Below are 19,406 nucleotides of genomic sequence, written 5' to 3'. Positions count from 1 at the left end.
AGGCATAATGATCGATCGGCGAAGTCTTGTGCTTGCGTCCCTTGCGGCGATGCTGCCGGCGGAGGCTTTTCCCGCATGGCTTCGCCAGCCGAAGACCGTCGACTATGGCCCCGCCAAGCTCGACATCTATGCGGCCGACGGCGCCAGGGACAGGCCGGTCCTGCTCTTCATCCATGGCGGCGCCTGGCGGATCGGCAGCCGTGGCAACGTCAACGGCAAGCCGGGCTTTCTGCTTGCCAACGGATTCCTGTTCGTCTCCATCGACTACCGCATGCTGCCTGACGCCGACGTCGCTACCCAGGCAGCCGATGTGGAGAGAGCTTACGCTTATGTTCGCGCCAATATCGCCAGCTATGGCGGCGACCCCGACCGCATCGCGGTCATGGGTCACTCGGCCGGCTGCCATCTGGCGGCGCTGACCGGCTTACGTGGCGGCCTGCCTGGCGTCGCCGCGCTGGTGCTGGACGACACCGAGGCCTACGACATCGAGGCCCTGGCCAAGGCGCAGGGCGGCAAGCTGCGACCGGTCTACGCGCAGGCGTTTTCCGATCCGAGCCAATGGCGGGCGCTCTCGCCCGCGACCTATGTCGGCAAAGGCAAGCTTCCGCCTGTCTTCATCGCCTATTCGAATGCGCCGATCCGCGCGACAGTCGCGCGCGACTTCGCGGAGCGGCTGCGCGCAGCGGATACCAAAGTCACGCTGTTCGACGGCAGCGCCTATTCGCACATGGCCATCAACCGCCGCTTCGGCGAGGACGGTGACGCACTGACGGCCGCGGTGATGGCGTTCCTGAAGGCGACGGTCGCCTGACCGCAGCACGCGCCTCAACTGGATCACGTCAAAATCCGCGGCGGGACATTGTCGCCTGACCGTGCATGCGCTCAATTGCCGCCGGATCGTCACGCAGGAGGGAAGCGATGAACGGAGCCGATGTCCTGTGCGACGTGCTGTTGGCCAACGGCGTGAATGTCTGCTTCGCCAATCCCGGCACTTCGGAGATGCATTTCGTGGCGGCGCTCGACCGCAAGCCCGAGATGCGTTGCGTGCTCGGCCTTTTCGAGGGCGTGGTGACCGGAGCCGCCGACGGCTATGCCAGGATGACGGACCGCCCGGCCGCGACGCTGCTGCATACCGGCCCCGGACTGGCCAATGGCTTGGCCAACATCCACAATGCCAGGCGTGCGCGAGTGCCGATGATCAACATCGTCGGCGACCATGCCTCCTATCACTTGCCGCTCGACGCGCCGCTCACCAGCGACATAGAAAGCCTTGCGGCGCCGATGTCGAACTGGGTCCGCCGCATCGCCGGTCCAGCCGATGTCGCGCCGGCCGCGCAGGCGGCCTTTCGCGCTTCGCTGACGCCTCCCGGCACCGCAACGCTGATCCTGCCGGCGGACGCTGCCTGGGGCGAGGCTAGCGTGGTCTCCTCGGCCAAGGTGGAACTTGCCCCGCCACCAGCGGTCGACATGAACACGGTGCGCAACGTTGCCGAAGCCATTCGCGCCGCGCCCGGTCGCGTCGGCATGATCCTGCGCGGACCAGCGGCGCGCGCCGACGGGCTCGAAATTGCCGGGCAGATCGCCGCGGCCATGGATGTCCGCCTGTTCAGCGAGGTCCTTGTGGCCCGAATGCAGCGCGGCCGCGGACGGGTCGCGCCGGCCCGCATTCCCTACCCGATAGACGCCGCGCGGGCCTTCCTTGCCGACATCGATGTGCTGATCCTCGTCGGCGCCAAGGAGCCGGTGGCCTTTTTTGCCTATCCCGGCAAGCCGGGGCGGCTTGTGCGCGAAGGCTGCGCGGTGATGTCGCTGGCCGAGCACGGCCAAGATCTCGAGACCGCGCTTGCCCTGCTTCGGGACGAACTCGGCATCAAACCGTCGCAGCCTGTAGCTGCCGCCACGGCTTTTCCCGATGAGCCGACGCCGCGCGGCAAGCTGACGGACGATGCGATCGCGCTTTCGGTGGCAAGGAGACTTCCCGACAATGCGATCGTCTGCGACGAGGCGGTCACCTCGGCGCGGCGCTATTTCGCGCTTTCAGCCTTCGCCGCCCAGCACGACTACATGATGACGACCGGCGGCTCGATCGGCGAGGGCATGCCGATGGCGACTGGTGCCGCGATCGCCTGTCCGGGGCGCAAGGTGGTCAACCTCGAGGCCGATGGCAGCGGCATGTATACGGTGCAGGCGCTGTGGACCCAGGCCAGGGAGAAGCTCGACGTGGTCACGATCGTCTTTTCCAACCGGACCTACGCCATATTGCATGGCGAGATGCGCAATGTCGGGGTGAACGCGATTGGCGAGAACGCCAGGCGCATGCTCGACCTCGATCAGCCGGCGCTCGACTGGGTCTCGCTGGCCAACGGCATGGGCGTGGAAGCGGCCCGCGCCGACACATGCGAACGGTTCGATGCGCTGCTCGACAGCGCCCTGTCACGTCCAGGGCCGTTCCTGATCGAAGCGGTGATCTAAGCGAGCCGAGAGGGCTCGCAGCACCTACCAGCGCGTCTTTTCGCCTGGCGCGGCGGGCTCGATCGCCAGCGCGTGCACGCCGGCCTTCAGTTCGTCGGCCAGCAGGTCGTTGACGGCGCGGTGGCGCTCGACGCGGCTCATGCCGGCAAAGCGCGGCGAGACGATGCGGACGCGAAAATGCGTCTCGCCGGCGCCGTCGAAGGCGCCATGGTGATCGGAGCCATGGTGATGATGGCCGGCGTGAAGATGGCTTTCGTTGATGACGGCCAGCCTTTCCGGCGAAAATGCCGCCTTCAGCTTGCTTTCCATCGTCGCCTGTATGGACATCGAGGCTTCCCTTCACCACATCTACGGCACCGCCGCAAAATCTCAGTTTTCGACCGCTTTTAAGCCGCGATTCAGCGGTTAGGGCGATCATCGGCGAAATGTCAATTCTTGTTTCGCACCAGCGAACAGCCCATAAATGGGTGAGATGAAACCGTATCCCAAATATTTCGAGAAGATCCGCATACGGCCGGAAAAGGACGCCGAGCTGAAGTCGCGTGCGCCAATCTGCCAGTGGGACGGTTGCAAGGAGGCGGGCACGCACCGGGCGCCGGTCGGGCGGCTGAAGGAGGGGGAATATTTCCGCTTCTGTTTCGAGCACGTGCGTGAATACAACAAGAGTTTCAACTACTTCTCCGGCGTGTCGGACAGCGAGATCGCCCGCTTCCAGAAAGAGGCGCTGACCGGCCATCGGCCGACCTGGCGCATGGGCGCCAATGGCGGCGGGATGCGTTCGGCGCCCGACTTCGCGCAGCAGCGTTCGGGGCGCGCCGGCTATTACAACCGCATGCGCGATCCGTTCAACCTGTTCGGCACCGGGTCGCGCGAGCCGCGCGAGCGCAAGGCCAGGCCGCTTGAGGCCAAGGCGCTGGAAACGCTTGGCCTTGATACAAAGGCGACTGGTCAGGATATCAAGGCGCGCTATAAGGAACTCGTGAAGCGCCACCATCCGGATGCGAATGGCGGCGACAGAGGTTCGGAAGACCGGTTCCGCGACGTGCTGCAGGCCTATCGCGTGCTCAAGCAAGCAGGGTTGTGCTGAGCGGCCTTACGGTCCGTGTCGTTTTCCAACTTTCATCGGGTAGGAAAAGGCTCTAAGACCGCCCCCGAACAAAATCGATTGCCGGCGAAACGCCGCGTTCGCCCGTGGAGACGTTGATAGAGATGAACAAGGTCGATCGCGACATCGCCAACCTGCCCGACACGACGGTGCCGGTGAAGGAGAAATTCGGCTTCGACTCCAAGATGGTGGTTCCCGCCTATTCGGTGTCGACCGAGCACGTGCCCGACATCGACCCGGACTATCTGTTCGACAAGGCGACGACGCTGGCGATCCTTGCCGGCTTCGCCTACAACCGCCGCGTCATGGTGTCCGGCTATCACGGCACCGGCAAGTCGACGCATATCGAGCAGGTCGCGGCCCGCCTCAACTGGCCCTGCGTGCGCGTCAATCTGGACAGCCATGTCAGCCGTATCGATCTCGTCGGCAAGGATGCGATCGTCGTCAAGGAAGGCCTGCAGGTCACCGAATTCCGCGACGGCATCCTGCCCTGGGCCTATCAGCACAATGTGGCGCTCTGCTTCGACGAGTACGATGCCGGCCGGCCGGACGTGATGTTCGTCATCCAGCGCGTCTTGGAATCCTCGGGCCGCCTCACGCTGCTCGACCAGAGCCGGGTCATCCGCCCACATCCGGCGTTCCGGCTGTTTGCCACCGCCAACACGGTCGGTCTTGGCGACACCACCGGCCTCTATCACGGCACGCAGCAGATCAATCAGGCGCAGATGGACCGCTGGTCGATCGTCACCACGCTCAACTACCTGCCGCATGACAACGAGGTGAACATCGTTCTGGCCAAGGCCAAGCATTACCGCGACAGCAAGGGCAAGGATATCGTCAACAAGATGGTGCGCGTCGCCGACATGACGCGCTCGGCCTTCATCAACGGCGATCTCTCGACCGTCATGAGCCCGCGCACCGTCATCACCTGGGCCGAGAACGCCGAGATCTTCGGCGACATCGGCATGGCGTTCCGGCTGACCTTCCTCAACAAATGCGACGAGCTGGAGCGTTCGGTGGTGGCTGAATTCTACCAACGCGCCTTCGGCGAGGACCTGCCGGAGAGCGCCGCCAACGTGGTGCTGGGCTAAGCGCGTGCCGAAGGGCCTGAGCTTCCAGGCCAGATCGCGCAGGGAATGACAATGGCGGGTCCGGGCGACAACACGCGCAACAAGCCGAAGAACGGGTCTGAAGCGGACAGCTTCAAACGTGCCGTCACGGTATGCATGCGCGCCGTCGCCGGCGACAAGGATCTCGAAGTCGGTTTCGCCAAGGACCGGCCCGCACTGGCCGGCAGCCGCGCCCGGCTGCCCGAGCTGCCGAAGAAGGCTACCCGAAACGACATAGCGATCACCCGCGGTATCGGCGATTCCATGGCGCTGAAGCGCGCCTGCCACGACCAGCGCATCCACAACAAGCTGGCGCCGGAAGGCAAGCTGGCGCGCTCGATCTTCGACGCGGTCGAGCAGGCGCGGGTCGAGGCGATCGGCAGCCGCGCCATGCAGGGCGTCGCCGACAATATCGGCTCGATGCTCGAGGACAAATACGCCAAGGCGAACCTGGTCGATGTCAGGGACAAGGCCGACGCGCCGCTCGAGGAAGCGCTGGCCCTGATGGTGCGCGAAAAACTCACCGGCCGCACCGTGCCGAAGAGCGGCGAGCGGCTGGTCGATCTCTGGCGCCCATGGGTGGAGGAAAAGGCCAGCGCCGATCTCGATGCGCTGTCGGCCAAGCTCGACGACCAGCAGGCCTTTGCCCGCCTGGTGCGTGACATGCTCGTCTCGATGGAAATGGCCGAGGAACTCGGCGACGACCAGGAGACGGAGGACACCGAGGACAACGAAGAAAACGAGCAGCAGGGCGAAGAACAAAGCGAGGAGGGCGGCGAGGACGACTCCGGCTCCGAGCAGTCGCAGTCCGAGGATGCCGAGTCTTCTGCCGACGAACAAGAGTCGGCCGAAACGGAAGCGACAGACGCGACCTCCGACGACCTTTCCGACGAGGACGATTCCGACGCGGAGACGCCCGGCGAAGCGCGGCGCAACGACAATCCGTTCCTCAACCTGCCGAAGGAAATCGACTACAAGGTCTTCACCACCGCCTTCGACGAGACGGTCGGCGCCGAGGATCTTTGCGAGGAAGAAGAGCTCGATCGGCTGCGCGCCTTCCTCGACAAGCAACTCGCCAATCTCTCCGGCGTCGTCGGCCGGCTGGCCAACCGGCTGCAGCGCCGGCTGATGGCGCAGCAGAACCGCTCCTGGGATTTCGACCTCGAGGAAGGCTACCTCGATCCATCGCGGCTGGTGCGCGTCGTCATTGATCCGATGCAGCCGCTGTCGTTCAAGCAGGAGCGCGACACCAAGTTCCGCGACACCGTGGTGTCGCTGGTGCTCGACAATTCGGGCTCGATGCGCGGCCGCCCGATCACCGTGGCGGCGACCTGCGCCGACATTCTGGCGCGCACGCTGGAGCGCTGCGGTGTTTCGGTCGAGATCCTCGGCTTCACCACGCGCGCGTGGAAGGGCGGGCAGGCGCGCGAGAAATGGCTGAAGGACGGCAAGCCGCCGAACCCCGGCAGGCTCAACGATCTGCGCCACATCATCTACAAGTCCGCCGACCATCCGTGGCGGCGCGCGCGCCGCAACCTCGGCCTGATGATGCGCGAGGGCCTGCTCAAGGAAAACATCGACGGCGAGGCACTGCTTTGGGCGCATAACCGGCTGATCGGCCGGCCGGAGCAGCGCAAGATCCTGATGATGATCTCGGACGGTGCGCCGGTCGACGATTCCACGCTGTCGGTCAATCCCGGCAACTATCTCGAGCGGCACCTGCGCGCCGTGATCGAGCTGATCGAGACGCGCTCGCCGGTCGAACTGCTCGCCATCGGCATCGGCCATGACGTCACGCGCTACTATCGGCGCGCCGTCACCATCGTCGACGCCGAGGAATTGGCCGGCGCCATGACCGAGCAACTGGCGTCGCTGTTCGACGAGGAGAGCGCCCGCGACAGCCGGCGCGGCGGCTTGCGGCGCGCCGGATGATCTTGTCGAGGGCGCGGATCCGGCGGGCAATATCGGCTTGTGCGCTGGCCTGTGCGTGGGTTTCGCCGGCATTTGCCGAGGCGCGCACCCCGATCGAGACGATCGAGGTTTCGGCGCGGCCAATCACCGAGTTCCATACTGGCCGGGATGAGAAACGGTTCGGACCGCTGGAATTCGTCGGCGGGCTGGAGATGACCTCGCCGTCGCGCGATTTCGGCGCGCTGTCGGCCTTTCGCTTCCTGAAGCCCGGCAGCGATTTCATCGGCGTCGCCGACACCGGCTTCTGGTTCTTCGGCAGCATCGCGCGCGATGCCGAGGGGCGTCCCTCGGGCGTAACAAGTTTCCGTATGCAGCAGATGGTCGACGCCTCGGGCCTGCCGATCGACAGGAAATGGAAGGTCGATGCCGAAGGGCTCGCGGTGAAGGACGGCGTCGCTACCGTCGGTTTCGAGCGCGACCAGCGGATCGCCCAGTTCAAGATCGATGCCGATAATATGAAGGGACCGTTCAGACAGCTCGACTATCTGGTTCCGGCCCGGGAGCTGCGGATGAACCGCGGCTTCGAGACCGTGACGCATGCGCATCCTTACGGCCAGCATGAGGGCGGCCTGGTGGTGGTGTCGGAAAAGAGCCTGGACAAGGCCGGCAACATCTACGCGGCCGTCATCGAGGGACCGCACAAGGGCGTCTTCACGGTCAAGCGCAACGGCGATTTCGACATCACTGACGGCGCCTTTCTGCCGAACGGTGACCTTCTGCTGTTGGAGCGCAGCTTCTCGATGGCGCGCGGGGTGAAGATGCGGCTGCGACGCATCTATGGCGAAAGCGTCGAGAAGGGCGCCGTTGCCGACGGTCCAGTGCTGATGGAAGCCGATATGGGCGACCAGATCGACAATATGGAAGGGCTTGACGTCTGGACCCGGGACGACGGCGCCCTGATCGTGTCACTGATGTCGGACGACAATCACTCGATCCTGCAGCGCAACCTCTATCTGGAATTCATGCTGCACGAGGATTGAAGCGGGGTCGCGGTCAGCGGACCTTGTAGATCTCGATCGGCTTGCCGGCGGTCGAGGCGACCAGCTCGAGCCAGTCCGGTGCACGCCCCTTCACCAACTGGGCCGCCAGCCCAAGCGGAGCGTCCTGCGCAAGCGAGATTTCCTCCGAATTGCCGCGGCAGATCACGACCAGCCCGACATGTTCGCGCTCGATGACCGCACGCGTGATTTCCGGCGTTCCCATGAAGGCGTCGAACATGGCGAGATTGCCGCCGACATTGCGGTGGTACGGGCCGGCCAGCGCCCTGTGGCCGGTAAACATCAGTATTCCAGAGCCGAGATTGGACGAGGCAAGCACGGTGGTTGCCGGCATGGCGGCAAGATCGCGGAAGTCTCCGGGCTTGCCGCAGCTCAGTCCGTGGTCCGGGTCGGAGTTGATGGCTCTGGGCGCCGTCTGGACCATCGACTGCGCGGCGACCGCGACGCCGGCCCAGGTCGCGTTGAGCGACATCAGCCAGGCTGCGGCCATCCGCGTGGATATGCGCCATGAGCGAGCGATGCTTGCCTGAAGGCGGATACGGGCGATCCAGGCCGAGAGCGGCAGCACCGCGAAGGCGACCGAGAAGGTGGAGCCGCGGACCTGCCATAGGCTGACGGCGAAGGCGACGACAAGCAGCAAGCCGGCAAGAGCCTCCTCGCGGCGAAGGCGTCGGCTGCGAAGCTGAAAGGCGATCAGCAGGATGCCGATGAAGGGCGTCACATAGCGCGCGGCCATCAGCTTCGGCTGATGGACCGCAACGCTGAAGAAGGGCTGCGCCTCGACGACGTCGTTCAGCCAATAGGTGCGAAGTCGCTGGTCTACATCTGCATAGGGCGCGGCCAGGCATTGCGGGAAGAACACCACCGCGACCGCTGCGACCGCCACGGCCAGCATCGACATGCGGATGAGCCGGCTCTTGGCCGTAGACTGTCCGGGCAGGCCGGCAAGCATGGCCAAACCGAGGCCGGAGAGCGCCGCGATCACGAACTGGAAGGACGAAAAGGCATCGCACTGGGGTGCGCCCCAGGAGGACGGATGTATGGTGGCGACGAAGACCACCGACGCGACCGCTGCAAATCCGATGCCGAAGCCGGATGCGGTCATGCGCTCCTTTTCATCGAGAATGAAGAGCACGGCGACAGCGGCGCCCAGCGTCGCCACGTAAGGCGCGGTTTCCATGCCGATCGCAAGCGTGAGGCCCGCGCACATGCCGGAGAGAACGGCGGCGATCCGCCAGGGGGGCGCCTCCATCAAAAGCCAGAGGCTCGCCGCTGTCAAAAGCAGCTGGATGTTGTGGTGGTCGAGGAAGCCAGGGCTGAAGATGCGGAGGAAGAACAGCGCGGCGGTCGAGAGCACCAGAGCGGGCATCGCCACATTCGCGCCGGCAAAACGCTGCGAGGCGCGCAGAATGACGAATATCGTCATGCCGTAGAGAGAAAGCGGCCAGATGATCTGTGCGGCCCTCTCGGCCGTGGCTGCGCCGGCGCCCTGCGCATCGAAAGCCAGGATGATGAGCGCGATCGGGGTATCGACCAGGCGCGACCAGTGCATGACGAAGCCGCCCGCCAGGCCCATCCTGTATTGATGGAGATCGAACCAGCCCTGGCCGCCGAGAAGATCGCGGACCTCGACCATCCGCAGCATGCTGTCGTTGTCGCCGCCATAGTCGGCGAGCGACGGAAAGCCGGATATAGCGTTGATCGCGAGGACCAGCAGCGTGGCGCAGAACGCCAGCAGGAGATCATGTTTCCAACCGGTAGCCTGCGTGGTCATGCGGGTCGCGATGTCCTGGAAATTTTTCGCGATCCTGCACCATGTGACGTAACAAAGCGTAAAGCGCTGGCACACCCGGCCAGTTGGAAGCGTCAGGCGATGGCAGGCTGGCTCCAGCGGGCCGCCAGCAGCCGGTAGGGGATCAAAGCCACGATGGCGATGATCAGCTTGACCGAGAGGTCGCCGAGCGCCCAGGAGACCCAGCGCATTGTCTCGACCGACAGCACGCCCAGCAGCGGCGCCGTCTCCAGCGCAAAGGCATCGTTGGGGCCGACAAAGGCGAAGGCGGCGGAAAAGGCAAGGGCGAAGAACACGGCCGTGTCGAATACCGAGCCGACCAGCGTGCCGACGATCGGTGCGCGCCACCAGCTCTGCCGCCGCAGCCGGTTGAACACGGTCACGTCGAGCAATTGCGCAGTCAGGAACGCCGCGCCGGAGGCAGCCGCGATACGCACCAGCCGGTCGGCCGCGGTCTCGAACTCGATCAGGCCGTGGCGGAACAGGAAGGGCGGAACCAGGATCGAGCAGATCACCGCCGTCATGAAACCGACGAAGACCACCTTGCGCGCCACTGCCGGACCGTAGCGGCGGTTGGCAAGATCTGTGACCAGGAACGAGAAGGGATAGGCGAAAGCGCCCCAGGTGAGCAGGTCGGCCAGCGAAAGACCGCCGATCTGGCCCTGCATCGGGAACTGCACGAGAATGTTCGACGCCACGACGACAAGCGCCATGGCAGCCACGAAAGGCAGGTATCGCGACAGGAAGTTCATTTTTTTATCCTGGGTGATGGAACCAGCTGAGCGTCAGATGAGCGCTCGCTTACGATATCGAGCACCGGATCCGCCCGGAGCCCGTGGCGGTCATCCGCCGGAAAGTTGCTTAGGCGGCCGGCTGCTCGGCGAGCTTCTTGGCGATCTGCTTCTTGAGCAGGCGAGCTCGCTGCGACAGCTCCTTGGCATCGGCCTTGGCCAGGAACGCGTCGAGGCCGCCGCGATGCTCGACCGAACGCAGCGCGTTGGCCGAAATGCGCAGCCGAACGTTCTGGTTCAGCACTTCGGAAATCAGCGTCACATTGACCAGGTTCGGCAGGAAGCGGCGCTTGGTCTTGTTGTTGGCGTGGCTCACATTGTTGCCAGTCTGGACTGCCTTGGCAGTGAGTTCGCAGGTGCGGGACATCTTGTCTAACCTTCAGTTTCTAAACCTGCCAAACCATTCTGCCCGCGCCAGGCGGCGCGCGGTCTCTGTCAGGCGGCCTTTGGAAAAGTTGGCGTTCCATAGTTGCATTTCGCCAGCGCGTCAAGCTCCGGCAGATGGGCGGCGACAGCGTGCGCTCCATATAAAGGCCGGATTCCACCCTATAACCCCGTTGCGAAGGGATATGCCAGGCTGGAACCATAGTGTTCAGGCCGAACCAAGGACTCGCCGCCCGTCATGCTTCGCCCATCCCATGCACTTGCCAGCCTGCTTGCCTTCGCGGTGCCGACGGCAAGCCTTGCCGCGGCGCCGCAGTCGTTCAACGGCGAATATACCGTATCCTTCCTTGGTCTTTCGGTCGCCCGCGCGACGTTTTCCAGCCGCTACGACGGCGACAACTATGCGATCAACGGCACCGTCTCAGCGGCCGGTCTGGCCAGGATTTTCGACGACACCAAGGGCACAATCTCTTCGAAAGGCACGATTTCGGGCAAGCAGATCCGGCCGCAGGTCTTCCGCGCCGACTACACCTCCGGCAAGAAGGCGTCGATGGTCGACATCCGCTTCGCCAACGGCGCGGTGGCTTCGACCAAGGTCGTTCCGGAGCCGAAAAAGCGCGATCCGAAAAGCTGGGTGCCGCTCGGCGCCGGCGATCTGACATCGGTGCTCGATCCGATGGCGGCGACGGTCGTCCATGCCGACAGCCTCGACCAGGTCTGCGGCCGCACGGTCAAATTCTATGACGGCGAGATGCGCGCCAATCTGACGCTGACCTATGCCTCGAAGGGCTCGATCTCGGTACGCGGCTACAAAGGCGACACGGTGACCTGCAAAATGGGCTTCCAGCCGGTGGCGGGCTATCGCAAGGGGCGCAAAGCCCTGGATTTCCTGCAGAACAAGAGCCGAATGATGGTGACGTTTGCACCGCTCGGCCAAACCGGCGTATATGCGCCGATCCGCGCCACAGTCGGCACCCAGATCGGGCCGCTGACCATCAGTGCGAGACGGTTTGAGGCAACCAACTAGCTTGTTTTTCACAATTCCGGACGGAAAGCCGCTACGCATTTTTCCTGGAATTGTCAGAGGCGCCCTTATGCGCCGCAGGAGACGCGGATGGGGCGGGCAACACTGATCGGCTTCTCCGCGGTCGCCATGTGGGCGCTGCTGGCGCTGCTCACCGACGCCTCCGGGCAGGTGCCGCCGTTCCTGTTGTCGGCCGTCACCTTCGCCATCGGCACCGGCGTCGGACTTGCCGCGCGGCTGGTGATGCCGGCCGCCGGACGGCCTGAGAAGGTTCCGCCGCAGGTCTGGGTCATCGGCATCGCCGGCCTGTTCGGCTACCACTTCTTCTACTTCACCGCCTTGCGGAATGCGCCGGCGGTGGAGGCCAGCCTGATCGCCTATCTGTGGCCGCTCCTGATCGTGCTCGGCTCGGCACTGATGCCGGGCGAGAGGCTGGCCTGGAACCATGTCGTCGGCGCGCTGCTCGGCCTAGCCGGCACGGTCCTGATCGTCACCAAGGGCGGTGGATTGGCCTTCGACGCCCGCTATGCCTTCGGCTACGCGATGGCCGGCGTCTGCGCGCTCCTGTGGTCTTCCTATTCGCTGCTGTCGCGGCGGTTTCCCTCGGTGCCGACCTCGATCGTCACCTGGTTCTGCGCCGCGACATCGGTGCTTTCGCTGGCCTGCCACTTTCTGCTCGAGAGGACAGTTCTGCCCGACGGCGCCGCACAGTGGCTGGCCGTGCTTGGGTTGGGCCTGATGCCGGTGGGGGCGGCCTTCTACGCCTGGGATGTCGGCGTCAAGCGCGGCAACATCCAGGTCCTCGGGGCGGCAAGCTATGCCGCGCCGCTGCTGTCGACCCTGGTGTTGCTTGCGGCCGGAGTCGCCGAGCCGTCGCTGCGCATTCTCGCCGCCTGTCTGCTTATCACCGGGGGCGCCGCGCTCGCGGCGAAGTCGCTCCTGTTGCGCAGGCCGGCAATCGGAGACGCCGGCGCATGATGCCCTTTGCGGGCGGCATCGAGGCCAACGCCAACGCGACGCTGCTGTTTTCGTTTGCCGCCGCGGTGATCTACGCCTTTGCCCTCGACATGCCGCCGCGGCTTGCCCGGTCGGCGGCCAAGACGCTGGCCGTCGCCTTTCTGGCGGTGCTCGCCGCCATGCAGGGCGGCCCAGTGCTGCTCGTCGCGGCGCTGGCGCTCAGCGCGGCCGGCGATGCCTTTCTCTCGCGCGACGGCGAGAAGGCCTTTCTCGCCGGGCTGGCGAGCTTCCTCGCCGCGCATGTCGCCTATGTCGTGCTGTTTCTCGACATCGGCGGCGGCCTCGAGTTGCTCTCTGCCCAATCGTGGCGCGGCGCGATCGCGCTGGCGATGGTTGCATTCGGCATCGTGATGCTCGCTGCGCTCTGGCGCCGCGTCGGCCCCGCTCTGCGGATCCCGATCGCCGTCTATGTCGCGACGATCATGGGAATGGGCATCGCGGCGCTCACCACCTTCCAGCCCTTGGTCATCCCGGGCGCGGTGCTGTTCATGACCTCGGACGGGCTGCTGGCGGCGGAGCGGTTCCTGCTCGCCGCGATCTCGCCGCATCGCGTCTGGATGCGCTACGCGGTCTGGGTGCTCTATTATGCAGCCCAGTTGGCGATCACCCTGGGATTCCTGCTGTTTTAGTACCGCGTCGCGCTGAGTGGGTTCAGCGACGCGCATTAAGTCTTGGTTCTTACGCTGGTGGTTGCCCCAGAACCGCTGCGCACTTCCGGGCGACATGCATCAGGCGGTTTTTGGCTGCCAGTCCGGTTCGGCCAATTCGAAGGCGGCGAAGTCGAAGCCCGGGGCCACCGTGCAGCCGACCAGCGTCCACTCGCCGAGGCTGCGCGCCGACTGCCACCAGCCGGCCGGAACGACGATCTGCGGCCGCTCGCCCGCGGCAAGTGCGGTGCCCAGCACCTGTTCGATCACTGTGGCGGAGCCTTCCTCATGCATGGCGAGCGCCAGCGGTCCGCCGGCATAGAAGTGCCAGACCTCGGCCGCGTCCGTGACCCTATGCCAGGCCGAAAGCTGGCCTTTTTCCAACAGGAAATAGATCGCGGTCGAGTGGCCGCGCGTGCCTGCGGCACCGTCACGAAAAGTCTCGGCATACCAGCCGCCCTCGGGATGCGGCTTGAGGTCGAGCGTGGCTATGATTTCGGCAGCGCTGGTCATGGAAAGAGGCCGTTCACCTTAATGCATGTGGCTACCCCAAGACCGCAATGCAGTTTGGGCGACATGCATCAAAAGTTGTCTTTGCGCTTGCGGATTTCGGCGAAAACCTCGGCGTCGCTCGCGCTTTCCATGCCGAGATGCCTGCGGATCGCCGGGTCGTGCCAGCGCAGGAACGGGTTGGTCGACAGTTCCTCGCCGATCGTCGTCGGCAAGGTCGGCTTGTTATCGGCGCGCAGCGCCTCGATCCTGGAGGCGCGTTCCTTGAGCGCCGAATTGCTCGGGTCGATGGTCAGCGCGAAGCGGGCGTTGGAGAGCGTGTATTCATGCCCGCAATAGATCGCCGTCTCGGCCGGCAGCGCTGCAAGCTTCTTAAGCGAGCCGTACATCACCGGCGGCTTGCACTCGAACAGCCTGCCGCAGCCCAGCGCGAACAGCGTGTCGGCGGTGAAGGCCACTCTCGATGCCGGCAGATGGTAGGAGACATGGCCGGCGGTGTGCCCGGGCGTTGCGATGACCTCGATCCTTTCGTCGCCAAGATGGACGACTGAGCCTTCCTCGACGGTTTCATCAATGCCGGGGATCTTATCCTTCTCCGCCGCCGGCCCGATGATGCGCAGCTTGAACCGCTCCTTCAGCGCCCGATTGGCTTCGACGTGATCGGCATGGTGGTGCGTGGTCAGGATCATCGTCGGCGTCCAGCCGGTGCGCTTGACCGCCGCAAGGATCGGCGCTTCTTCCGGCGCGTCGATGAGCGCCGTCTGTCCGCTCCTGGGATCGTGCACGAGTACGCCGAAATTGTCGGTGCGGCACATGAACTGCTCGATCTGGACGGACATTGCATCTCCCTCCGTCAGAGCGCCGCGCGTCCAGGTGGACGCACAAGAGGACGCCTAACACTTGTTACCTGCCGCATCGTCCTTGCCGAAATCGAAATTGATTTCAGGCTGATGCAGGCGCCGCAGAGACATAGGGCGCTCGGCCGCCGATGTCATCGGCCTTTGTTGAACTTGGCAGGCTTCGCCGCTACCGTTCCGGCCATGCATTCCGATATCGTCGATCTCCGCTCATTCTATTCGACCACGCTCGGGCGCCTGGCCGAGCGCGCGATCACCATGGCATTGTCGTCGATATGGGCGGCGGTGCCGAACGAAAGGCTGGTCGGGCTCGGCTATACATTGCCCTGGCTGGAGCGCTTCGGCACCGACGCCGAGCGGGTGTTCGCCTTCATGCCGGCGACCCAAGGAGCGGTGGTGTGGCCGCCGACCGGGCCGACGGCGACGGCGCTCGTCTTCGACGAGGAGCTGCCGCTGGTCGATTCCTGCATCGACCGGATGCTGCTCGTCCATTCGCTCGAACATGTCGAGAATCCGCGCGAGACGCTGAACGAGATCTGGCGCGTGCTGTCGCCGGCGGGTCGGGTCGTCATCGTGGTCCCGAACCGACGCGGCGTCTGGGCGCGTTTCGAGCACACGCCCTTCGGCAATGGCCGGCCGTTCTCGCGCGGCCAACTGACCGAGTTGCTGCGCGAGGCCAATTTCACTCCGGCGGCATGGTCCGACGCGCTGTTCTTTCCGCCGTCGCCGCGGCACTTCATGATGCGGTTCCACAATGTGCTGGAGCAGGCGGGGCGACGGTTCTGGCCGATCTTTTCGGGCGTCATCATCGTCGAGGCGCAGAAACGGCTCTATCAAGGCGTGCCGGTCGCGCAGCGCGCCTCGCGCCGTGTCTTCGTGCCGGTCTTCTCGCCGCAAGGGGCGACGACGCTCGGCCGCACAGCCTTGGACGCCACGCGGAAGCGATTGACGCGTTCGTGAACGGGTGCGCTCCTTGCATCGCATGCTCGCCATTCCCCTATCTGAGGGGCGGGTTCCCGGCGCTGTGCCGGTGATCGTGCCCGAAATCGGGAATTTCCTTCATGGCTGATCAACTGGATCAATTGCCCGAAACCCAGCGGGCCGCCGTGTCGGTCGAGGCCAGCAGCCTTTCCGATCAGGTGGCGACGATCGGGCTGGCGCTCAAAGCATCACCAGTTCGCAGGTGGCTGCTGTGGACGTCGGTCGGCATGGTGGGCGTCATCGTCGCGACGGCGATGGGCCAGGTCCTGCTCAACCGCTGGAACCAACCGTTCTACGATGCGCTGGCGCGCCGCGACATGGCGGACTTCCTGCACCAGCTTCTCGTCTTCGCGGCCATTGCCGGCGGGCTGCTGGTGCTCAACATCGGCCAGACCTGGCTCAACCAGATGATCCGGCTGAAGCTGCGCGAGGCGCTGACGCTCGATCTGATCGAGGAATGGATGCGACCCGCGCGCGCTTTCCGGCTGGCCAATGCCGGAGCGATCGGCGTCAATCCCGATCAGCGCATGCAGCAGGATGCCGGGCATCTGTCCGACCTGTCGACGGATCTCGGCGTCGGGCTGCTGCAATCGTTCATCCTGCTCGTGTCCTTCGTCGGCGTGCTGTGGCAATTGTCCTCGGGTTTCGTCTTCCACATCGGCGATCGCTCCTTGGCAATACCGGGCTACATGGTCTGGGCGGCCTTCCTCTATGCCGGCACGGCCTCCTGGCTGAGCTGGCTGGTCGGACGTCCGCTGATCGGCCTCAACAGCGATCGCTACACACGGGAGGCTGAGCTGCGCTCCTCCATGGTGCGGGTCAACGAGAATGTCGACGCCATCGCGCTTTACCGTGGCGAAGCCGATGCAAGGCGACGGCTTCAGCTCGACCTCGGCGCGGTGCTCGGCGCCATGCGGCGCATCTACACCGCCCAGATCAACCTGGCCTGGGTGACCGATACCTATGGCTGGATCACCGTGGTGGCGCCGATCCTGGTCGCTGCCCCGGTTTATTTCTCGGGTACTATCAGTTTCGGCGGGCTGATGATGGCGGTCGGCGCCTTCAATCAGGTGCACTCGTCATTGCGCTGGTTCATCAACAACATCGGCGCCATCGCCGATTGGCGCGCCACGCTGATGCGGGTGGCAGACTTCCGCATCGCGCTCAACGAAACCGATGTGCTGCACGACAGGGAAAAGCGCATTGCGTTCGCTGATAATGCCGATGGCAGCATGACGTTCGAAAGACTCGAGGTAGCCTCGCCGGAGGGATGCACGAGGCTCGCCGACGAGCATGTCGAGATTCGTGCCGGCGAGCGCGTGATGATCACCGGCGAGCCGGGCGCCGGCAAGACACTGTTCTTCCGCGCCCTTGCGGGCCTGTGGCCGTGGGGCAGCGGGAAGATCGGCCTGCCGGAGGGAGAAGCGCCCATCTTCGTGCCTCGCGTTCCCTATTTTCCGGCCGGAACGTTGCGCGAGGTGCTCGACCATGCGAACGGATCTGCGCCGGCGAGCGATGCCGAGATCGCGGCGGTGCTTGCCGAGGTTGGTCTCGAACGGCTGTCGTCCTCGCTCGACCGCAGCGGACGCTGGGAACGTGAACTGGGCGATGACGAACAACGCTCGCTCGCCTTTGCCCGGCTCGCCCTGCGGAAACCGAACTGGGTGATCATCGATGAGGCCCTGGACGCCTTCGATGGCCCATCGCTGAGGCGGGTGCTGTCGATGCTGGAGAAGCGTTTGCCCGAGACAGCTATCCTCAACATCGGCCGCGGCCTGCACAACGTCCAGTTCTTCCCGCGCTCGTTGACGATCGTGAAGGATTCCGGCGCACCAGCGCTGAAACCTGCTCGCGTCAGGGCTGGCGCAATCGAACCGCCGCCGGTTGTCGCCCGCCGCCGGAAATAGGCACGCCAAGCTTTATTTCGCCGTGATCGGCGGAAACAATCTGCGCGAACCGTCAGGGTTGCTTGCTGCCATGCTCGAGATGTTCAGCCTGCTTGCCTGTCTTGCCTGCGCCGAGGCGGCGCCGCTGCCGGCACCTGGCCAGGATATGGCGGTCGACGTCGAACTCGTGCTTGCCGTCGACATCTCGCAGTCGATGGACGAGGGCGAATTCGTCCTGCAGCGCGCCGGCTATGTCGATGCGTTGCGCCATCCCGATTTCATCCGGGCGGTGCGATCGGGCAGCAACGGCCGGATTGCGCTCGCCTATTTCGAATGGGCGGGCGTGGTGCGCGACGACGGCGTCATCGGCTGGCAGATCGTCGACGGCCAGGAGAGTGCCGACGCTTTCGCCGACAAGATCGCCCAGCGTCCGTTCCGGAGTTTTCGCGGTACCTCGATTTCCGGCGCGCTGGGCTTCGGCGCAGGGCTTCTGGAGAAAACCGGCTTCTCGGCGCCGCGCCGCGTGATCGACATATCGGGCGACGGACCGAACAATTCCGGGCTGCCTGTCGCCATGATCCGCAATGCCGTCCTGGCGAGGGGCATCGTCATCAACGGGCTGCCGATCCTGATCAGCCCATCGCCAAGCATCGGCCATCTCGATGCCTACTATGCCGACTGCGTGACGGGCGGACCCGGTTCCTTCGTGCTGCCGATCTACTCGGCTGCCGAGTTCTCGACGGCCATACGCCGCAAGCTGATCCAGGAGGTGAGCGGCATCACCCGGGAGACCACGGTCAGGATCGAGGCGGCGCCGCCTGTCGATTGCCTGCAGGGCGAGCGCGATCGGCGGAAATATTCCGACCCGTACTTTCCCGAACTCGACCGATGAAAGCTTCCGCTTTTCAGGCCGGCTGGTCGCCATAGTTGGAGCGGAATTCCTGATAGCAAGTGCGGCGCCAGCGTCGACCGACGACATAGCCGCGCAGCAAATGCGGCAGCGAATAGCCCAGCGCCTTGGACGAGCGGTTGGCAAGATAGCCCGACAAAGCCTGCGGCAGCCTGCCCTTGATAGTATCGGCGATGAGCTGGCGCGCGATCATGTAGGGCGGCACGTCGGGATAGCGATCGGGAATATAAGGGTGCTTCTCGATGAGATCGGCGTAGGCTGCGACATAGCCGTCGCGGCGGCCCGAGATCGAGTTTTCGGAGTTGTATTTCTTCCAGTCGATGTCCCCGGTCAGCAGGGCTCCGCTGCGCCGGGCAAAGCGCAGCAGAAGCTCGCGGTCCTGCATGCGTGTGATGTCGCTGTCGTAGCCGCCGATCTCCAGGAGCGAGGCGTGGCGGGCGGTGATCGCCGAGCCGGCGATGAAGATGGTCTGCGAGACCAAAGCCCGCTCCAGCGCGTTCTGGCCGAGAAAGCCTTCGCGGTTGATACATTTGGTGCTGCGATTGCCTTTGACGGATACGAACGAGCTGATCAGAACTTCGAGCGAAGGGTCCTCGTCGAACCGCGCCAGCGTGCGCTCCAGCCGATCCGGCAAATAGACGTCGTCGGAATCGAGAAAGGTGACCACCGGCGCCCGCGCGCGCTCGATACCGGCGTTGCGCGCGGCATTGGCGCCTCGCCATTTCGCCCCGACATAGATCAGACGTGGGTCGCGGACATCGGCGAGCGCCGCGGCGGTCCCGTCCGTCGAGCCGTCATCGACGACGATGTGCTCGAAGCGGGGAAGCGTCTGCGCGAGAACGCTTTCGACTGCGCGCACAACCTGGCTACGCCGGTTATGGGTCGGCGTGACCACTGTGATCAGCGGACTGGTGTCCGGTAACGTCGGCATCTGTCTCCGCTACCAGCCGGA

General features: G+C 64.8%; 19 protein-coding genes. 12 read left to right on the top strand and 7 right to left on the bottom strand.

Annotated elements, in window-relative coordinates:
- Positions 1–7 precede the first annotated feature (7 nt).
- On the top strand, positions 8–811 hold the full coding sequence (locus tag EN818_RS06180; RefSeq protein WP_095804535.1) for an alpha/beta hydrolase: 804 nt from the start codon (positions 8–10) through the stop codon (positions 809–811).
- Between the two features lie 107 nt (positions 812–918).
- Positions 919–2,472: an acetolactate synthase large subunit gene (locus tag EN818_RS06175; protein ID WP_129553711.1), complete on the top strand. Its 1,554-nt coding sequence runs from the start codon at positions 919–921 to the stop codon at positions 2,470–2,472.
- A 24-nt stretch (positions 2,473–2,496) separates the two neighbouring features.
- Here EN818_RS06175 and EN818_RS06170 read toward each other — a convergent pair whose 3' ends face one another.
- Positions 2,497–2,799, bottom strand: a complete 303-nt coding sequence (locus EN818_RS06170; protein ID WP_095804533.1) for a BolA family protein — start codon at positions 2,797–2,799, stop codon at positions 2,497–2,499.
- Between the two features lie 136 nt (positions 2,800–2,935).
- On the opposite strand from EN818_RS06170, the gene EN818_RS06165 reads away from it, so the two are divergent.
- From EN818_RS06165 to EN818_RS06150, 4 genes are all read left to right on the top strand, one after another.
- A complete protein-coding gene (locus EN818_RS06165) occupies positions 2,936–3,559 on the top strand; it encodes a J domain-containing protein (RefSeq protein WP_095804532.1) in 624 nt (207 codons plus the stop codon).
- Positions 3,560–3,681: 122 nt separating this feature from the next.
- Positions 3,682–4,668 carry a cobaltochelatase subunit CobS gene (gene cobS, locus EN818_RS06160; protein WP_095804928.1) on the top strand — a complete coding sequence of 329 codons (987 nt, stop codon included), beginning with the start codon at positions 3,682–3,684 and terminating at the stop codon, positions 4,666–4,668.
- 51 nt (positions 4,669–4,719) lie between these two features.
- The gene (gene cobT / locus EN818_RS06155; protein WP_095804531.1) at positions 4,720–6,618 is read left to right on the top strand and encodes a cobaltochelatase subunit CobT; all 1,899 of its coding nucleotides are present in this window, start codon (positions 4,720–4,722) and stop codon (positions 6,616–6,618) included.
- Positions 6,615–7,637 (top strand): esterase-like activity of phytase family protein, encoded by a 1,023-nt coding sequence (locus tag EN818_RS06150; protein ID WP_095804530.1) that lies wholly within the window; start codon positions 6,615–6,617, stop codon positions 7,635–7,637. Before cobT ends, EN818_RS06150 begins: the two co-directional genes overlap by 4 nt.
- A 13-nt stretch (positions 7,638–7,650) precedes the next feature.
- Here the strand turns inward: EN818_RS06150 and EN818_RS06145 are convergent, their stop codons facing one another.
- From EN818_RS06145 to rpmB, 3 genes are all read right to left on the bottom strand, one after another.
- Positions 7,651–9,429 carry a polysaccharide biosynthesis protein GtrA gene (locus EN818_RS06145; RefSeq protein ID WP_095804529.1) on the bottom strand — a complete coding sequence of 593 codons (1,779 nt, stop codon included), beginning with the start codon at positions 9,427–9,429 and terminating at the stop codon, positions 7,651–7,653.
- A 92-nt stretch (positions 9,430–9,521) separates the two neighbouring features.
- Positions 9,522–10,199, bottom strand: a complete 678-nt coding sequence (locus EN818_RS06140; RefSeq protein WP_095804528.1) for a queuosine precursor transporter — start codon at positions 10,197–10,199, stop codon at positions 9,522–9,524.
- 109 nt (positions 10,200–10,308) lie between these two features.
- Complete coding sequence (rpmB, locus tag EN818_RS06135; protein ID WP_095804527.1) at positions 10,309–10,605, bottom strand: 50S ribosomal protein L28; 297 nt, start codon at positions 10,603–10,605, stop codon at positions 10,309–10,311.
- A gap of 255 nt (positions 10,606–10,860) precedes the next feature.
- On the opposite strand from rpmB, the gene EN818_RS06130 reads away from it, so the two are divergent.
- The 3 genes from EN818_RS06130 to EN818_RS06120 all read left to right on the top strand — a co-directional run bounded on the left by EN818_RS06130 (position 10,861) and on the right by EN818_RS06120 (position 13,292).
- Positions 10,861–11,649, top strand: coding sequence for a DUF3108 domain-containing protein (locus EN818_RS06130; RefSeq protein WP_129553712.1), 789 nt, complete (start codon positions 10,861–10,863; stop codon positions 11,647–11,649).
- Between the two features lie 87 nt (positions 11,650–11,736).
- Positions 11,737–12,624 carry an EamA family transporter gene (locus EN818_RS06125; RefSeq protein ID WP_095804525.1) on the top strand — a complete coding sequence of 296 codons (888 nt, stop codon included), beginning with the start codon at positions 11,737–11,739 and terminating at the stop codon, positions 12,622–12,624.
- Positions 12,621–13,292, top strand: a complete 672-nt coding sequence (locus EN818_RS06120) for a lysoplasmalogenase family protein (RefSeq protein WP_095804524.1) — start codon at positions 12,621–12,623, stop codon at positions 13,290–13,292. The genes EN818_RS06125 and EN818_RS06120 overlap by 4 nt, the downstream gene beginning before the upstream one ends.
- Before the next feature lie 99 nt (positions 13,293–13,391).
- Here EN818_RS06120 and EN818_RS06115 read toward each other — a convergent pair whose 3' ends face one another.
- Together EN818_RS06115 and gloB are read right to left on the bottom strand one after the other, a co-directional pair.
- Positions 13,392–13,823, bottom strand: a complete 432-nt coding sequence (locus EN818_RS06115) for a cupin domain-containing protein (protein WP_095804523.1) — start codon at positions 13,821–13,823, stop codon at positions 13,392–13,394.
- 68 nt (positions 13,824–13,891) lie between these two features.
- Entirely contained in the window at positions 13,892–14,659 is a 768-nt protein-coding gene (gene gloB, locus EN818_RS06110) for a hydroxyacylglutathione hydrolase (protein ID WP_095804522.1), read from the bottom strand.
- Between the two features lie 201 nt (positions 14,660–14,860).
- On the opposite strand from gloB, the gene EN818_RS06105 reads away from it, so the two are divergent.
- From EN818_RS06105 to EN818_RS06095, 3 genes are all read left to right on the top strand, one after another.
- Positions 14,861–15,637 (top strand): methyltransferase domain-containing protein, encoded by a 777-nt coding sequence (locus EN818_RS06105; protein ID WP_095804927.1) that lies wholly within the window; start codon positions 14,861–14,863, stop codon positions 15,635–15,637.
- A gap of 101 nt (positions 15,638–15,738) precedes the next feature.
- Positions 15,739–17,565 carry an ABC transporter ATP-binding protein/permease gene (locus tag EN818_RS06100; protein WP_095804521.1) on the top strand — a complete coding sequence of 609 codons (1,827 nt, stop codon included), beginning with the start codon at positions 15,739–15,741 and terminating at the stop codon, positions 17,563–17,565.
- 70 nt (positions 17,566–17,635) lie between these two features.
- A complete protein-coding gene (locus tag EN818_RS06095) occupies positions 17,636–18,436 on the top strand; it encodes a DUF1194 domain-containing protein (RefSeq protein WP_095804926.1) in 801 nt (266 codons plus the stop codon).
- Positions 18,437–18,449: 13 nt separating this feature from the next.
- Here EN818_RS06095 and EN818_RS06090 read toward each other — a convergent pair whose 3' ends face one another.
- Positions 18,450–19,385 (bottom strand): glycosyltransferase family 2 protein, encoded by a 936-nt coding sequence (locus EN818_RS06090; protein ID WP_095804520.1) that lies wholly within the window; start codon positions 19,383–19,385, stop codon positions 18,450–18,452.
- Between the last annotated feature and the right edge of the window lie 21 nt (positions 19,386–19,406).

The organism is Mesorhizobium sp. M3A.F.Ca.ET.175.01.1.1, from assembly GCF_004791945.1.
GTDB lineage: Bacteria > Pseudomonadota > Alphaproteobacteria > Rhizobiales > Rhizobiaceae > Mesorhizobium.
Note: the sequence above shows the minus strand (reverse complement) of the source record. Positions and strands in the feature narration are given on the sequence as shown.

Bases quoted from the DNA above. Each gene is read 5' to 3' on its own strand.
- EN818_RS06180 (WP_095804535.1), top strand. From the start codon at position 8: ATGATCGATCGGCGAAGTCTTGTGCTTGCGTCCCTTGCGGCGATGCTG.
- EN818_RS06175 (WP_129553711.1), top strand. From the start codon at position 919: ATGAACGGAGCCGATGTCCTGTGCGACGTGCTGTTGGCCAACGGCGTG.
- EN818_RS06170 (WP_095804533.1), bottom strand. From the start codon at position 2,799: ATGTCCATACAGGCGACGATGGAAAGCAAGCTGAAGGCGGCATTTTCG.
- EN818_RS06165 (WP_095804532.1), top strand. From the start codon at position 2,936: ATGGGTGAGATGAAACCGTATCCCAAATATTTCGAGAAGATCCGCATA.
- cobS (WP_095804928.1), top strand. From the start codon at position 3,682: ATGAACAAGGTCGATCGCGACATCGCCAACCTGCCCGACACGACGGTG.
- cobT (WP_095804531.1), top strand. From the start codon at position 4,720: ATGGCGGGTCCGGGCGACAACACGCGCAACAAGCCGAAGAACGGGTCT.
- EN818_RS06150 (WP_095804530.1), top strand. From the start codon at position 6,615: ATGATCTTGTCGAGGGCGCGGATCCGGCGGGCAATATCGGCTTGTGCG.
- EN818_RS06145 (WP_095804529.1), bottom strand. From the start codon at position 9,429: ATGACCACGCAGGCTACCGGTTGGAAACATGATCTCCTGCTGGCGTTC.
- EN818_RS06140 (WP_095804528.1), bottom strand. From the start codon at position 10,199: ATGAACTTCCTGTCGCGATACCTGCCTTTCGTGGCTGCCATGGCGCTT.
- rpmB (WP_095804527.1), bottom strand. From the start codon at position 10,605: ATGTCCCGCACCTGCGAACTCACTGCCAAGGCAGTCCAGACTGGCAAC.
- EN818_RS06130 (WP_129553712.1), top strand. From the start codon at position 10,861: ATGCTTCGCCCATCCCATGCACTTGCCAGCCTGCTTGCCTTCGCGGTG.
- EN818_RS06125 (WP_095804525.1), top strand. From the start codon at position 11,737: ATGGGGCGGGCAACACTGATCGGCTTCTCCGCGGTCGCCATGTGGGCG.
- EN818_RS06120 (WP_095804524.1), top strand. From the start codon at position 12,621: ATGATGCCCTTTGCGGGCGGCATCGAGGCCAACGCCAACGCGACGCTG.
- EN818_RS06115 (WP_095804523.1), bottom strand. From the start codon at position 13,823: ATGACCAGCGCTGCCGAAATCATAGCCACGCTCGACCTCAAGCCGCAT.
- gloB (WP_095804522.1), bottom strand. From the start codon at position 14,659: ATGTCCGTCCAGATCGAGCAGTTCATGTGCCGCACCGACAATTTCGGC.
- EN818_RS06105 (WP_095804927.1), top strand. From the start codon at position 14,861: ATGCATTCCGATATCGTCGATCTCCGCTCATTCTATTCGACCACGCTC.
- EN818_RS06100 (WP_095804521.1), top strand. From the start codon at position 15,739: ATGGCTGATCAACTGGATCAATTGCCCGAAACCCAGCGGGCCGCCGTG.
- EN818_RS06095 (WP_095804926.1), top strand. From the start codon at position 17,636: ATGCTCGAGATGTTCAGCCTGCTTGCCTGTCTTGCCTGCGCCGAGGCG.
- EN818_RS06090 (WP_095804520.1), bottom strand. From the start codon at position 19,385: ATGCCGACGTTACCGGACACCAGTCCGCTGATCACAGTGGTCACGCCG.